Raw genomic sequence first — 12,812 nt, 5'->3', positions numbered from 1 at the left:
ATGTTAACAAGCTTTACTCGTATGGGAATGCCTGATACATGTTGTTAATCGACGGAGTGTTTCCAGCCATAGTGCTCGCTCCCGTCATCTGCGCTCATCGAGGAGGGCCCATGAACCTGCACCACTTGTTCGCCACAGCCGACGTGGGGGCCGTGCGCTACGCACTGTCCGGCGCCGGCGGCGGATTCGCCCGGACCCTCCTTGCGCAGAGCCTCCGCATTCCGGCCCTCGCGCCGACCGTGCTGTGCGACCGGGACCTGCCGCGGCTGCGCGTGATGCTCGGTGAACTCGGCTACGACGGCGATCAGTTGACGGACTGCGCGGACGCCGCCGAGGTCGAGCGCGCCGCGCGGGACGGGCACATCGCCCTGGTGGCCGACGGCGGACTGCTCGGCGCGGCCGACTGGGACATCCTCATCGAGGCGACCGGCAGCCCCGTGCACGGCTACGCCATGGCCAAGGACGCCCTCCTCGCGGGTCGGCACGTGGCCATGGTCAGCAAGGAGGTCGACTCGGTCGCGGGGCTGCACCTGGCCGAGCTCGCGGAGCGGTCCGGCCTCGTCTACACGACCGCCGACGGTGACCAGCCCGCCAACCTCATCTCGCTCGTGACCTGGGCCGAAGTACTCGGCCTCGACATCGTGGCGATCGGGAAGTCCAGCGAGTACGACCTCGTCCTCGACCCGGAGCGGGGGACCGTCACCCAGCTCGACACCACCGTCGAGGCGCCGGGGCTCGACGCGCTGCTCGACCTCGGCGACGACGTGCGCGGCACCCTGGCCGCCCGGGCCGACGCCGTGTCCGCGCTGCCCGTCGGCGCGACCGCCGACTACTGCGAGATGGCCGTCGTGGCCACCAACACCGGCTTCGAGCCCGACACCGAGCGGCTGCACTACCCGGTGGCCCGCATCGCCGAACTCGCCGACATCTACCGGCCGCGCGAGGACGGCGGAGTCCTGCACAGGACCGGCGCGGTCGACGTGTTCAGCGCGCTGCGGCTGCCGGGCGAGGCCTCGTTCGCCGGCGGCGTCTTCGTCGTCGTGCGCACCGGCGACCCGGAGACCTGGGAGACCCTGCGCGGCAAGGGCCATGTGGTCAGCCGCGACGGCAAGTACGCGGCCGTCTACCTCCCGTACCACCTGATGGGCGTGGAGACGCCCGTCTCCCTGCTCTCGGCCGTGCTGCACCAGCGCCCCTCCGGTGGCGTCGACCCCCGCGGACACGCGGTCCTCGCGGGCCGGGCCTCACACGATCTGCCCGCCGGAACCGTGCTCGACATGGGCGGCCACCACCACGACGTCACCGGCGTCCAGGCGGTTCTGCTCCGCGACGAGGACACGCCCGCCGACATCGCGCCGCTCTACCTCGCCGCGCACACGACGCTCGCGCGCCCGGTCGCCGCGGGCGAACTGATCCGGCTCGACGACCTCGCCGACGCCGACGCCGAGCTCCGCGCCGCCTGGACCACCGGCCGCGCCGCCCGTCCCGCCGTCACGACCGCCGCGGCGGTGCGCTCGTGAGCACCGACGTCCAGCACCTGCTGCTCGGCGCCGCGGCCGTCGTGCTGCTCGTCGTGCTGATCACCAAGTTCAAGATCCACCCGTTCCTCGCCCTGACCGTCTCCGCCCTGGGCCTCGGCCTCGCCGCCGGAATCGCCCCCGGCGCCACCGTCGAACACTTCCAGGACGGCTTCGGGGACGCCCTCGCCAGCAGCGGCCCGACCATCGGCCTCGGTACTCTGCTCGGCGGCATCCTGCTCGGCTCGGGCGGCGCGGACCGCATCGCGACGGTGTTCATCGGCGCACGCCCCGTCAAGTGGATCCCCACCGCGATCACCGCGGCGGCGCTCCTCATCGGCATGCCGCACCTGTTCGACGTCAGCTTCGTCATGCTCGTGCCGCTGGTCTACGCCGTCGCCAAGCGCACCGGCTCGCACCTGCTCTACGTCGGCCTGCCGATGGCCGCGGGCCTGTACGTCTCGCACGGCCTGCTGCCCCCGCACCCCTCACCGACGCTGGCCGTCTCCGCGTACGACGCGAACACCGGCCTGACGATCATGTACGGGCTGATCATCGGCATCCCGCTGGCGATCATCACCGGCCCGCTCCTGACGAAGTTCGCCTCCCGGTGGTTCGGCCCCGCGCCCGACCTGGACCGGGGGCCCGTGCCCCAGCCCGACCCGGCGCCGGACAACCAGCGGCGGCCCGTCTCCTTCGCGCTCGCCCTCATCACGGTGCTCCTGCCGCCCGCCCTCATGCTCGTCGGCACGCTGGGCACGTCCAACACCGCCAAGGGCACACTGCCCTACGCGTTCTTCGAGGCCTGCGACTCCTCGGTCCTCTCCCTGCTGGCGGCCGTGGTCTTCGCCTTCTTCGCGCTCGGCGTCCGCTCGGGATTCGGGCTTCCGCAGCTGCAGAAGATGGCGGGCAAGGGACTCGGCCCGGTCGGCGCGATCGTGCTGATCCTCGGCGCGGGCGGCGGCCTCAAGGCGATGCTGACCGCGACCGGCATAGACAAGATCATCTCTGACTACGCCGTCGACTGGTCGGTACCGCCGCTGCTTCTTGCCTGGCTCGTCGCGGCGCTGCTGCGGATCTGCCTCGGCTCCGCGACCGTCGCCACCGCCGCGGCGACCGGCATCGTCGCACCGCTGCTCACCGCCTACCCCGGGGTCTCCCCGGAACTGATGGTCCTCGCCACCGCGTCCGGCGCAGTCATGCTCTCGCACGTGAACGACTCCGGGTTCTGGCTCTTCAAGGAGTACTTCCAGCTCTCCGTCTCCCAGACGTTCCGCACCTGGACCCTGATGCTGTCCCTGCAGTCGCTGCTCAGCCTCGGCGGGGTCCTGCTGCTCAGCACGTTCGTCGGCGGCTGAGAGCGCCTCCGGCGGGCAAGGGCCGGGCCGGGCCCGGGCCGGGCCCGGGCCGGGGCCGGGCCGGGCCGGAAAAGAAGATCATCGGCTACCGTCGCGTACGCATACGAAAGAGACGTCGCGTACCAGCAACGAGAGAGGAGAGCGACGATGACCGCATCGGAGCCCCTGCCGCTCATCCCGGACCAGCGGCGCGAGCAACTCCTGCGGCACCTGCGCAGGGAAGGGGTGCTGAGCGTTCCGCAGATCACCCAGCTCTTCGGCGTCTCCCACATGACGGTCCGCCGGGACATCGCCGAACTGGAGCGCCAGGGCCTGGTCTTCTCGGTCCCCGGCGGCGTCCGGATCGCCAGCCATGTCAGCACCGAGCCCAGCTTCCAGGACAAGTCCGTAGTGGACCAGCCCGAGAAGCAGGCCATGGCCGAGCGGGCCGCCGAACTCGTCCAGGAGGGCATGACGGTCTACCTGGACGCGGGCACCACCCTGCTCGCGATGGTCCCGGCGCTCGCCCGCCTGAACTCCCTGACGGTGGTGACCAACGACTTCACCACCGTCGACCGGCTGATGGCCGCCCCGCACCTGGACCTCGTGCACATCGGCGGCCAGGTCGACGTCGCCAACCGCTCCAGCGTCGGCCGCCTGGCCGCGGCGACGCTGCGTCAACTCGCCCTGGACATCGCCTTCATCAGCACCAGCTCCTGGGACCTGCTGCGCGGGGTGACGACACCGTCGGAACCCAAGGTCGAGGTCAAGCAGGCGGCCATGGAGTCGGCCGGCAGCTCGGTGCTCGTCGCGGGGTCCGCCAAGTTCGGCACGTTCGGCAAGTACCGGGTCGCCCCGCTGCCTGCGTTCGACACGGTGATCACGGACGCGGCATTGACCGAGGCCGCCGCGGAGGGGGTCCGCGCGGGCGGGGCCGAACTGTGCATGGCGCGTCCGTGAGGGGTCAGCAGGAGCCGTCCGACACCTTCAGGCCCTTGCCGACGCCGGCCGTGCGGCTGACGATGCTCGGCACACAGCTCGCCTTGTCGAGCGTGTAGCTGTACGGGATCGAGACGGTGGTCGTGGACTTCATGTCGGGACCCGCCGGGTTGTTCTCGTCCCCGGCCGCGGACCACGTCACGTTGTCGAGGACGTTGCCGCTGGTCTGCCAGTAGCCGGCGGCGTCGGTGTAGAAGGTGCCCAGGACGTCCTTGGAGTCCTTGAAGTAGTTGTTCTCCACCTTGGCCTTGGCGCCGGCGCGGGAGTTGATGCCGGACTCGTTCAGGCTCACGTACGAGTTGTTGTAGATGTGGGCCGTGCCGCCGCGCAGCAGGGGCGCGCGCGAGTCGAGGTTCTCGTACAGGTTGTGATGGAACGAGACGAAGCCGTTCGACAGGTCGCTCTCGCTGGAACCGATCAGGCCGCCACGGCCCGAGTTGCGCAGTGTGCTGTACGACAGGGTCACGTACTGGGTGTTGTTCTTCATGTCGAAGAGGCCGTCGTAGCCGTCGGACTCGCCGCCGGACGCCAACAGGGAGACGTGGTCGACCCAGACGTTGCGGACGTTCTTCTCCATCCCGATGGCGTCGCCGCCGTTGGACGTGGGGGAGCCGGACTTCTTGACGTTCTTGACCGTCACGTTCTGGATGACGATGTTGCTCGACTCGCGGATGTGGATGCCCAGTTGATCGAAGACGGCGCCGCTGCCGACGCCGATGATGGTGATGTTGCTGATCTGCTTCAGCTCGATCACGTCGGCCGCGGTGTTGCAGCTGTCGCCGGAGACCTTGGTGGTGTTGCCGTGGTTGATCGTGCCCTCGACCTGGATGGTGAGGGGGGTGTCGTCGGCGGCGCGGTTGCACAGGGCCTGGTGGATCTGGGTGCCCGTGGTGGCCCGCACGGTCGCCCCGCCCGCGCCGCCCGTCGTGCCACCGTTCTGGCTCGCGTAGCCCGTCGCGCCGGCTGCGGCCGCGGACGCCTCGGGCATCGACAGTGCCGTTCCGAGCCCGCCCGCGAGGGCTGCCGCGGCCAGCGTCGCGGAGAGGCGCAGGGCCATGGGCCGCCTCATGCTGTGAGTCCTGGTCGTCCGTGCGGGGCCGGCAGTCTCGGTCGTCTCGGTCGTCCTGCTCATCCTGGGGTCCCCATTTCGTCGTCGCGCAGCGGCAGTTGCCGGTGCAGCCTCTAGTGGTCGCGGCGACGCGATGGGTTGCCGGGTCAGGGATTCAGGCGAGGACCTTCGCGACGAGCGCGGCGACGTTCGTCGTGGTGCGCTCGATCTTCTCCTCGGTCGTGAGCGTCTCGTGCAGCCGCGCGCCGATGCCCGCGTCCTTCTTGCCCCGCACGTACAGCGAGCAGTCGAGGTCGCTGCATATGTACGCCCCCACCGAGTTGCCCTGCTTCCCTGCCTTGCCCGCCTTCGGCGCGACCATCAGGGAGACACCGCCGGTGTGCGTGGTCACGCACATCGAGCACATGCTGCGCCGCGTCTGCCACGACGCTGCGTGCGAGGAGCGCAGCGCGACACCCCGCAGGCGGCCGTCGATCTCCGCCACGAGGTAGGCGCGGTCGGGGGCGCCAGGATCCCGCCAGCCGAAGAAGTCCAGGTCCTCCCAGGGGCGCTCGGCCAGGTCGTGCGGGATGTTCATCCGCGTCGCCTCGCCCTTGGTGCAGTTCACGAATGCGGAACGGATCTCCCGCTCGGTCAGTGGCTTCATAACGTCGAGGCTAATTTGCCTAAAGGTTTTAGGCAAACGCATAATGGCCGTAGGTCGGAGGTCGACCGTCCCGAGCCCAGGGTTGAGGGTCGGAAGGGAGGACAGGCGGTCATGGTGAGAGTGGGACTGAATGCGGAGCGCCTGGCGCGGGCGGGCGCGGAGCTGGCCGACGAGGTCGGTTTCGAGCACGTCACCGTCTCCGCGCTCGCCCGGCAGTTCGAGGTCAAGGTCGCGAGCCTGTACTCGCACGTGAAGAACTCGCACGACCTCAAGACCCGGATCGCACTGATCGCCCTGGAGGAGCTGGCCGACCGGGCCGCCGACGCGCTGGCCGGACGGGCCGGCAAGGACGCCCTGACCGCACTGGCGAACGTCTACCGGGAGTACGCCCGCGAGCACCCCGGCCGCTACGCCGCGGCCCAGTTCCGCCTCGACCCCGAGGCGGCCGCCGCCAGTGCGGGACCCCGGCACGCGCAGATGATGCGGGCCCTGCTGCGTGGCTACGACCTGACCGAGCCGGACCAGACGCACGCCGTACGGCTCCTCGGCAGTGTCTTCCACGGTTACGTGAGCCTGGAGATGGGCGGCGGGTTCAGTCACAGCGCGCCCGACTCGGACGTGACGTGGACGCGCACGCTGGACGCACTCGACGCGCTGCTGCGGAACTGGCCCGAGCAGGAGGCGCAGGAGGCGTGACGCGTCACTTGATCAACAACATCCATCACTTGATCAACGGTTGAGGTCATGAACACCGAGTCGAACGCCGAGTCCGAGTCCCCCATTGCGTACAACTGGATCACTACGCCGCTGACCGCAGGGCTGCTGCGCGGCGCGCTGGACATCGAGCGCACCGAACGAGGACTGCTGCCGCACCGGCTGCCCGCATGGGCCCGCGCCCAGAACAACGACGGGCAGCTGGCCATGGCCGAGTCCCAGCCCTCCGGCGTACGGCTCGCGTTCCGCACCCGCGCGACCGTCGTCGAGCTGGACACCCTGCCGAGCAAGCGTGCCTACGTGGGTGTGCCGGACAGGCCGGACGGGACGTACGACTTCCTGGTCGACGGACGGCTCGTCAGGCAGGGCAGCGTGTCCGGCGGCCACACCCTGACCATCGACATGGCCACCGGGACCTTCGAGCGCACGCTCGGCGCACCCGGCACCGTGCGCTTCGCCGACCTGTCCGACGCCATGAAGGACGTCGAGATCTGGCTGCCGCACGACGAGACCACCGAACTCCTCGCCCTGCGCACCGATGCCCCCGTCGAGCCCGCCGCGGACCGCGGCCGCCCGGTCTGGCTGCACCACGGCAGCTCCATCAGTCACGGCTCCGACGCCGCGAGCCCCTCGACCATCTGGCCCGCGCGCGCCGCGTCGCTGGCCGGGGCCGACCTGATCAACCTCGGGTTCGGCGGCAGCGCCATGCTGGACCCCTTCACCGCGCGGACGATACGGGACACCCCGGCCGACGTGATCAGCGTCAAGATCGGAATCAACCTCGTCAACTACGACGTGATGCGGATCCGGGCCTTCACCCCGGCCGTGCACGGCTTCCTCGACACCATCCGTGAGGGCCACCCCACGGCGCCGCTCCTCGTCGTCTCGCCGATCCTGTGCCCGATCCACGAGGACACGCCGGGCCCGGCCGCTCCCGACCTCGACACGCTCGCCGATGGGCAGCTGAAGTTCAAGGCCATGGGCGACCCCGCGGAACGCGCGTACGGGAAGCTGACGTTGGCCGTGATCCGCGAGGAGCTGGCCCGGATCGTCACGCAGCGCGCGGCCGACGACCCGCGTCTGCACTACCTCGAGGGCCGCGAACTCTACGGCGAGGCCGACCTCGGCGAGCTGCCGCTGCCCGACGACATCCACCCCGACGCGGCCACCCATCGGCGTATCGGGGAACGCTTCGCGGAGCTCGCCTTCGCGCCGGGCGGGCCGTTCGAGAAGCGTTGATCCGGGGGCGCCGCAGCGTCGCTGAGCGGGCGGGTTAGCATATGAGCGCCGCCTAGCTCGAAAGAGATGCACGTGACTGTCAATGACGACTCGTTCACCAATTGGAAGCACCGCGAGGAGACCGCGGAGTCGATGATCCCGATCATCGGGAAGCTGCACCGGGAGCGGGACGTCAACGTCCTGTTGCACAGCCGCTCCCTGGTGAACAAGTCGGTGGTCAGCATTCTCAAGACCCACCGGTTCGCCCGGCAGATAGCCGGCGCCGAGCTCTCGGTCACCGAGACCATGCCGTTCCTGCGCGCCCTGAGCACGCTCGACCGGGGGCCTTCCCAGATCGACATCGGCATGCTCGCCGCGACGTACCGGAGTGACGAACGAGGCCTCGGCGTCGAGGAGTTCACCGCCGAGGCAGTCGCCGGCGCGATGAGCGACGGCAAGGTCGAGCGCGGCGCCGGGCGCGACGTCGTCCTTTACGGATTCGGCCGCATCGGCCGCCTCGTCGCGCGCCTGCTCATCGAGAAGGCCGGCTCCGGGAACGGCCTGCGGCTGCGCGCCGTCGTCGTCCGCGGCGGCGAGCGGGCCGCCGAGGACATCGTGAAGCGGGCCTCGCTGCTGCGCCGCGACTCCATCCACGGCCAGTTCCAGGGCACGATCACCGTCGACGAGGCGAACAGCACGATCATCGCCAACGGCAATGCCATCAAGGTGATCTACGCGAACGACCCGTCCGAGATCGACTACACCGCGTACGGCATCAAGGACGCCATCCTGATCGACAACACCGGCAAGTGGCGCGACAGGGAAGGCCTGTCCCAGCACCTGCGCCCGGGTGTCGACAAGGTCGTCCTGACCGCCCCCGGCAAGGGCGACGTGCCGAACATCGTGCACGGCGTCAACCACGACACGATCAAGCCGGACGAGCAGATCCTGTCCTGCGCGTCCTGCACCACGAACGCGATCGTGCCGCCGCTGAAGGCGATGGCCGACGAGTACGGGGTACTGCGCGGGCACGTCGAGACCGTCCACTCGTTCACCAACGACCAGAACCTGCTGGACAATTACCACCCGGCCGACCGTCGCGGCCGCTCCGCGCCGCTCAACATGGTCATCACCGAGACCGGAGCCGCCTCGGCCGTCGCCAAGGCACTGCCCGACCTGAAGGCGCCGATCACCGGCAGCTCGATCCGCGTCCCGGTCCCGGACGTCTCCATCGCGATCCTGAGTCTGCGTCTCGGCCGCGAGACCACCCGCGAGGAGGTCCTCGACCACCTCCGCGACGTGTCGCTGACCTCGCCGCTCAAGCGGCAGATCGACTTCATCACCGCGCCCGACGCCGTCTCCAGCGACTTCATCGGCTCGCGCCACGCCTCGATCGTCGACGCGGGCGCCACCAAGGTCGACGGCGACAACGCGATCCTCTACCTCTGGTACGACAACGAGTTCGGCTACTCGTGCCAGGTGATCCGCGTCGTCCAGCACGTCTCCGGAGTGGAGTACCCGACTTTCCCGATCCCGGTCCCGGCTGCCTGACCCGGGCGCCCGACCAGGAGCGCCGGTATGTCGAAGTCCGCCCCTCACCGGATTGTGGGGGGGCGGACTTCGGGCTTGACCTGGGGATACTTCACGGCGCAGGATGAGGGCATGTTCTCGCACAGCGTCCACGCCTTCGGATCGGCCCCCGCGCCGGACCGATGTGGTTGTGCGCGCAGCGGCTTGTAGCGGACCTCCGGTCCCTCGTCGCTTGTTTCCGTACGTTTCGTAGGCCTCTCTCTCGACTGTCGATGGCCGCGCACGTGCGGACCATCCTCGCGTTTTCACCACCGCGTGCTTTTCGGAGAGTGCCCATGTCCGTGACGGAAATTTCGCCCTCGACCACCCTGCTGCGACCCGCTCGCATCCCCGACGACGGCCTCTACGAGGGGGTGCGCCTGCTGCGGCGCACCCCGGACGGGTGGCAGGAGCGCCCGTACGAACTCTTCGAGGTCGTGCCGCAGGCGGCCACGATCGGTGCCGAGATCCGCGGCATCGACCTCGCCGGACCGCTGTCCGACGCGCTGCGCGAGGAGTTGAACCGGGCGCTGCTCGAATGGAAGGTGCTGTTCTTCCGCGGACAGCATCTGAGCAGTGAGAGCCAGCGCGCATTCGCCCGTAACTGGGGGGAGTTGGAGACCAACCCGTTGCTGGAGCGCGGTGACAGCGACGAGGTCGTGCGGTTCGACAAGGGCGCCGGGTCCGTGCCGAGCTTCGAGAACGTGTGGCACACCGACGTCACCTTCCGCGAACGGCCCGCCATGGGCGCCGTGTTGCAGCTGCGCGACGTCCCGCCGTTCGGCGGCGACACCATGTGGGCCGACATGGCGGCCGCGTACGACAATCTGCCGCTCGACGTGCGGACCCGCATCGACGACGCCGTCGCCGAACACGACTTCCTGCCCGGCTTCCGGCGGTTCTACGGTCCTGAGCGGCTGGCGCACTTGCAGGACGCGTTCCCGCCGGTGACCCACCCGGTCGTGCGCCGGCACCCCGAGACGGGGCGGCGCATGCTGTTCGTCAACACCTCGTTCACCACCCGGATCCTCGGCATCGAGCGGGCCGAGAGCGACCGGCTGCTGCGCCTGCTGTTCCAGCAGGCGCACGTGCCGGAGTTCCAGGTGCGGTTCCGCTGGCAGGCCGGGGACGTCGCGTTCTGGGACAACCGGGCCACGCAGCACTACGCCGTGGCCGACTACGGCGACGCCCGACGGGTCGCCGAGCGCGTCGCCATCGCGGGGGACCGGCCCTACTGAGCCGGTTGCCGGAGCCACAGGGATGGGACCCCGCCTGCCAGGCGGGGTCCCATCCCTGAAGTGCGGTGGGGCTACGGACCCTGAAGTGCGGTGGGGCTACGGAATCTCAGGCCACGGCGGCGATCGACCGGCCCGCCCACTCCGGCGCCTCTTCCGTGAGTTCGCGGAAGCGTTCCCGGATCTCGTCCGGGAACTCGGCCGCCCGGCCCGCCTGTTGGTCGACGTGCACGGCCAGCAACTCCGTCGTCGCCACCGGCGCCGCGTCCGCGTCCGGTTCGGCGGATTCGTCCGGGACCACGTACATCTCGTGCGTGAAGCGTGCCTTCTTCGCGGCAGCGCCCAACACCCTCGTGCGGATGGCCAGATGGGCCATCTCGGGCACATCGCGCAGATAGCGGATGTGCGACTCGACCGTGTAGAGGGAGCAGCCGGTCGACTCGCGGTAGCCGGAGTGCAGACCCGTCTCGATCATCAGGGCGTCCGTGGCGTGACCGAAGGCCAGCACGTAAAAGGCCTCACTCATATGGCCGTTGTAGTCGATCCACTCGGGACGGACGGTGCGGTGCAGCAGGGGGATCGAGGGCGTGCCGTTCATCGCTGGTCCGCCTTGCGGTCGAGGCGGCCCGTCGCGCGCAGGACGTCGATGACGCCCCGGTCGCGCTCGGCCACCAGATCGGCGATGCTACGGCCGTCCGCCGCCTCGTCGCACCCGGCGACCACCGCGTCGTACAACTCCCGGTCGAGCTCGGGTGCTTCGAGGCGGGTCCAGGGCGACTTCAGGGACGGGCCGAAGTGGTCCAGCATGTGCGCCATGCCGCCTTCGCCGCCCGCGAGCGCGAACGTCAGCATCGGACCCATGATCGCCCAGCGCAGCCCAGGGCCCTCGGTGATCGAGGCGTCGATGTCCTGGACCGTCGCTTCCCCGTTGGCGACCATGTGCAACGCCTCGCGCCACAAGGCCTCTTGGAGGCGGTTCGCGATGAAGCCGGGTACTTCGCGGTCCATGGTGATGACCGATTTGCCCGCCACCTCGTAGAAGCGGGAGGCCCACGCGACGGCCGCGCTCCCGGTGCGCTCGCCGCCGACGACCTCGACGAGCGGGATCAGGTACGGCGGGTTGAACGGGTGCCCGACGACCAGGCGCGACGGGTCCGCGGCCGTCGTCTGCATGTCCGTCATCGGGTAGCCGGACGTCGACGAGGCGATGACGACGCCGGGCGGCGTCGCCGCGTCCAGGCGGGTCAGCAGATCACGCTTGAGGTCGAGCTTCTCGGGCGCGCTCTCTTGTACGAACTCGGCCTCGGCAACCGCCAGTTCGAGGGTGGGCGTCACCGTGAGACGGTCGCGGGAGGCGCCTTCGGTGAGGCCCAGCTGGGTCAGCGCGGGCCACGCCGCGTCGACGAGCCGGCGCAGTTTCAGCTCGGCGTCGGGCGCCGGGTCCCACGCCGACACGTCGTAGCCACGGGCCAGGAAGTGGGCGACCCAGCCGCCGCCGATGACACCGGCACCGACGCAGGCGACGCGCCGCACGTTCTCAGGGGTGATGGGGGAGTTCATCAGGCGTTCGCCTTCCTGAGGCCGAGCAGCTCACGGGCCTCGTCCGGGGTCGCGACGCGCGCGCCGATCGACTCGGTGATGGTCACGGCCCGCTCGACGAGCTGGGCGTTCGTCACCTTGTTGCCCTTGCCCAGGTACAGGTTGTCCTCCAGGCCCACGCGGACGTGTCCGCCCAGCAGGATCGACTGCGCGACCCACGGCATCTGCATCCGGCCGAGCGAGAAACTCGCCCAACGGGCCCCGTCGGGCAGCATGTTGACCATCGACTGGAGCACCCCCGGGTCGGCCGGAGCGCCCCACGGGACGCCCATACACAGCTGGAAGACGGTCGGGTCGTCGAGCAGGCCCTCGGCGAGGAGCTGCTTGGCGAACCACAGCTGGCCCGTGTCGAAGATCTCCAACTCGGGCCGCACGCCCAGCTCTTGGATGCGACGGGCGCCCGCGCGGAGCATGTCGGGGGTGGAGACGTAGAGGTTCGAGCCGTCGCCGAAGTTGAGGGAGCCGCAGTCGAGCGTGCAGATGTCGGGGAGCAACTCCTCGACGTGCGGGAGGCGTTCGAGTCCACTGACCAGATCGGTGCCGGGGAGGTGGGTCAGCGGGTCGTCCGGATCGATGACGAGGTCGCCGCCCATGCCGGCGGTGAGGTTGATGACGACGTCGGTGCCGGTCTCCTTGACGCGTTCGACGACCTCGCGGTAGAGCCGCGGATCGCGGGAGGGTGCGCCGGTCTCGGGGTCGCGTACGTGGATGTGGACGACGGCCGCGCCGGCCTCGGCGGCCTGGACCGCGCTCTGGGCTATCTGTTCGGGTGTGACCGGGACGTGGGGGCTCTTGCGGACGGTGTCGCCGGCGCCGGTGAGGGCGCAGGTGATGATGACGTTCTCGGTGACGGGCATGTGGGGGCCTCCCATATTCAGCCCCTACGGCGATCGGGGAGCGGGGTCCGGA

Annotated in this window: 11 protein-coding genes and 1 pseudogene; 7 read left to right on the top strand and 5 right to left on the bottom strand. The window is 69.9% G+C overall.

All coding sequences use genetic code 11. The annotated features are described in order from the left end of the window. The first annotated feature begins 110 nt into the window (after positions 1-110). The 3 genes from ACIREE_RS34850 (at position 111) to ACIREE_RS34840 (ending at position 3,814) form a co-directional block, all read left to right on the top strand. On the top strand, positions 111-1,520 hold the full coding sequence (locus ACIREE_RS34850; protein WP_404161480.1) for a homoserine dehydrogenase: 1,410 nt from the start codon (positions 111-113) through the stop codon (positions 1,518-1,520). After that, positions 1,517-2,875, top strand: coding sequence for a gluconate:H+ symporter (locus ACIREE_RS34845; RefSeq protein WP_404161477.1), 1,359 nt, complete (start codon positions 1,517-1,519; stop codon positions 2,873-2,875). The genes ACIREE_RS34850 and ACIREE_RS34845 overlap by 4 nt, the downstream gene beginning before the upstream one ends. 147 nt (positions 2,876-3,022) lie before the next feature. Next, the gene (locus ACIREE_RS34840) at positions 3,023-3,814 is read left to right on the top strand and encodes a DeoR/GlpR family DNA-binding transcription regulator (RefSeq protein WP_404161474.1); all 792 of its coding nucleotides are present in this window, start codon (positions 3,023-3,025) and stop codon (positions 3,812-3,814) included. A gap of 7 nt (positions 3,815-3,821) precedes the next feature. Here ACIREE_RS34840 and ACIREE_RS34835 read toward each other — a convergent pair. Together ACIREE_RS34835 and ACIREE_RS34830 are read right to left on the bottom strand one after the other, a co-directional pair. Next, positions 3,822-4,922: pseudogene (locus tag ACIREE_RS34835) on the bottom strand (polysaccharide lyase family 1 protein); the annotation flags it as partial. Positions 4,923-5,076: 154 nt separating this feature from the next. Continuing rightward, positions 5,077-5,568, bottom strand: coding sequence for an FBP domain-containing protein (locus ACIREE_RS34830; protein ID WP_404161471.1), 492 nt, complete (start codon positions 5,566-5,568; stop codon positions 5,077-5,079). A 111-nt stretch (positions 5,569-5,679) separates the two neighbouring features. Between ACIREE_RS34830 and ACIREE_RS34825 the strand changes: the two genes are divergently transcribed. From ACIREE_RS34825 to ACIREE_RS34810, 4 genes are all read left to right on the top strand, one after another. Next, positions 5,680-6,264 carry a TetR/AcrR family transcriptional regulator gene (locus ACIREE_RS34825; RefSeq protein WP_404161469.1) on the top strand — a complete coding sequence of 195 codons (585 nt, stop codon included), beginning with the start codon at positions 5,680-5,682 and terminating at the stop codon, positions 6,262-6,264. Positions 6,265-6,312: 48 nt separating this feature from the next. Beyond that, positions 6,313-7,521: a GDSL-type esterase/lipase family protein gene (locus tag ACIREE_RS34820; protein WP_404161466.1), complete on the top strand. Its 1,209-nt coding sequence runs from the start codon at positions 6,313-6,315 to the stop codon at positions 7,519-7,521. 72 nt (positions 7,522-7,593) lie between these two features. Further along, complete coding sequence (locus tag ACIREE_RS34815; RefSeq protein WP_404161463.1) at positions 7,594-9,051, top strand: glyceraldehyde-3-phosphate dehydrogenase; 1,458 nt, start codon at positions 7,594-7,596, stop codon at positions 9,049-9,051. Between the two features lie 314 nt (positions 9,052-9,365). Then, positions 9,366-10,307 carry a TauD/TfdA dioxygenase family protein gene (locus ACIREE_RS34810; protein ID WP_404161460.1) on the top strand — a complete coding sequence of 314 codons (942 nt, stop codon included), beginning with the start codon at positions 9,366-9,368 and terminating at the stop codon, positions 10,305-10,307. Between the two features lie 106 nt (positions 10,308-10,413). On the opposite strand, the gene ACIREE_RS34805 is transcribed toward ACIREE_RS34810, so the two are convergent. Genes ACIREE_RS34805 through ACIREE_RS34795 form a run of 3 tightly spaced genes read right to left on the bottom strand, consistent with a single transcriptional unit; the run spans position 10,414 to position 12,760 of the window. Then, positions 10,414-10,902, bottom strand: coding sequence for a thioesterase family protein (locus ACIREE_RS34805; protein WP_404161457.1), 489 nt, complete (start codon positions 10,900-10,902; stop codon positions 10,414-10,416). Then, positions 10,899-11,864, bottom strand: coding sequence for a 3-hydroxyacyl-CoA dehydrogenase NAD-binding domain-containing protein (locus ACIREE_RS34800; RefSeq protein WP_404161455.1), 966 nt, complete (start codon positions 11,862-11,864; stop codon positions 10,899-10,901). Before ACIREE_RS34800 ends, ACIREE_RS34805 begins: the two co-directional genes overlap by 4 nt. After that, positions 11,864-12,760 (bottom strand): 3-keto-5-aminohexanoate cleavage protein, encoded by an 897-nt coding sequence (locus ACIREE_RS34795; RefSeq protein WP_404161452.1) that lies wholly within the window; start codon positions 12,758-12,760, stop codon positions 11,864-11,866. The genes ACIREE_RS34800 and ACIREE_RS34795 overlap by 1 nt, the downstream gene beginning before the upstream one ends. Positions 12,761-12,812: the final 52 nt, after the last annotated feature.

This window comes from Streptomyces sp. NPDC102467 (genome assembly GCF_044765445.1).
Classification (GTDB): Bacteria; Actinomycetota; Actinomycetes; order Streptomycetales; family Streptomycetaceae; genus Streptomyces.
Note: the sequence above shows the minus strand (reverse complement) of the source record. Positions and strands in the feature narration are given on the sequence as shown.

Bases quoted from the DNA above. Each gene is read 5' to 3' on its own strand.
- ACIREE_RS34850 (WP_404161480.1), top strand. From the start codon at position 111: ATGAACCTGCACCACTTGTTCGCCACAGCCGACGTGGGGGCCGTGCGC.
- ACIREE_RS34840 (WP_404161474.1), top strand. From the start codon at position 3,023: ATGACCGCATCGGAGCCCCTGCCGCTCATCCCGGACCAGCGGCGCGAG.
- ACIREE_RS34830 (WP_404161471.1), bottom strand. From the start codon at position 5,568: ATGAAGCCACTGACCGAGCGGGAGATCCGTTCCGCATTCGTGAACTGC.
- ACIREE_RS34825 (WP_404161469.1), top strand. From the start codon at position 5,680: ATGGTGAGAGTGGGACTGAATGCGGAGCGCCTGGCGCGGGCGGGCGCG.
- ACIREE_RS34820 (WP_404161466.1), top strand. From the start codon at position 6,313: ATGAACACCGAGTCGAACGCCGAGTCCGAGTCCCCCATTGCGTACAAC.
- ACIREE_RS34810 (WP_404161460.1), top strand. From the start codon at position 9,366: ATGTCCGTGACGGAAATTTCGCCCTCGACCACCCTGCTGCGACCCGCT.
- ACIREE_RS34805 (WP_404161457.1), bottom strand. From the start codon at position 10,902: ATGAACGGCACGCCCTCGATCCCCCTGCTGCACCGCACCGTCCGTCCC.
- ACIREE_RS34800 (WP_404161455.1), bottom strand. From the start codon at position 11,864: ATGAACTCCCCCATCACCCCTGAGAACGTGCGGCGCGTCGCCTGCGTC.
- ACIREE_RS34795 (WP_404161452.1), bottom strand. From the start codon at position 12,760: ATGCCCGTCACCGAGAACGTCATCATCACCTGCGCCCTCACCGGCGCC.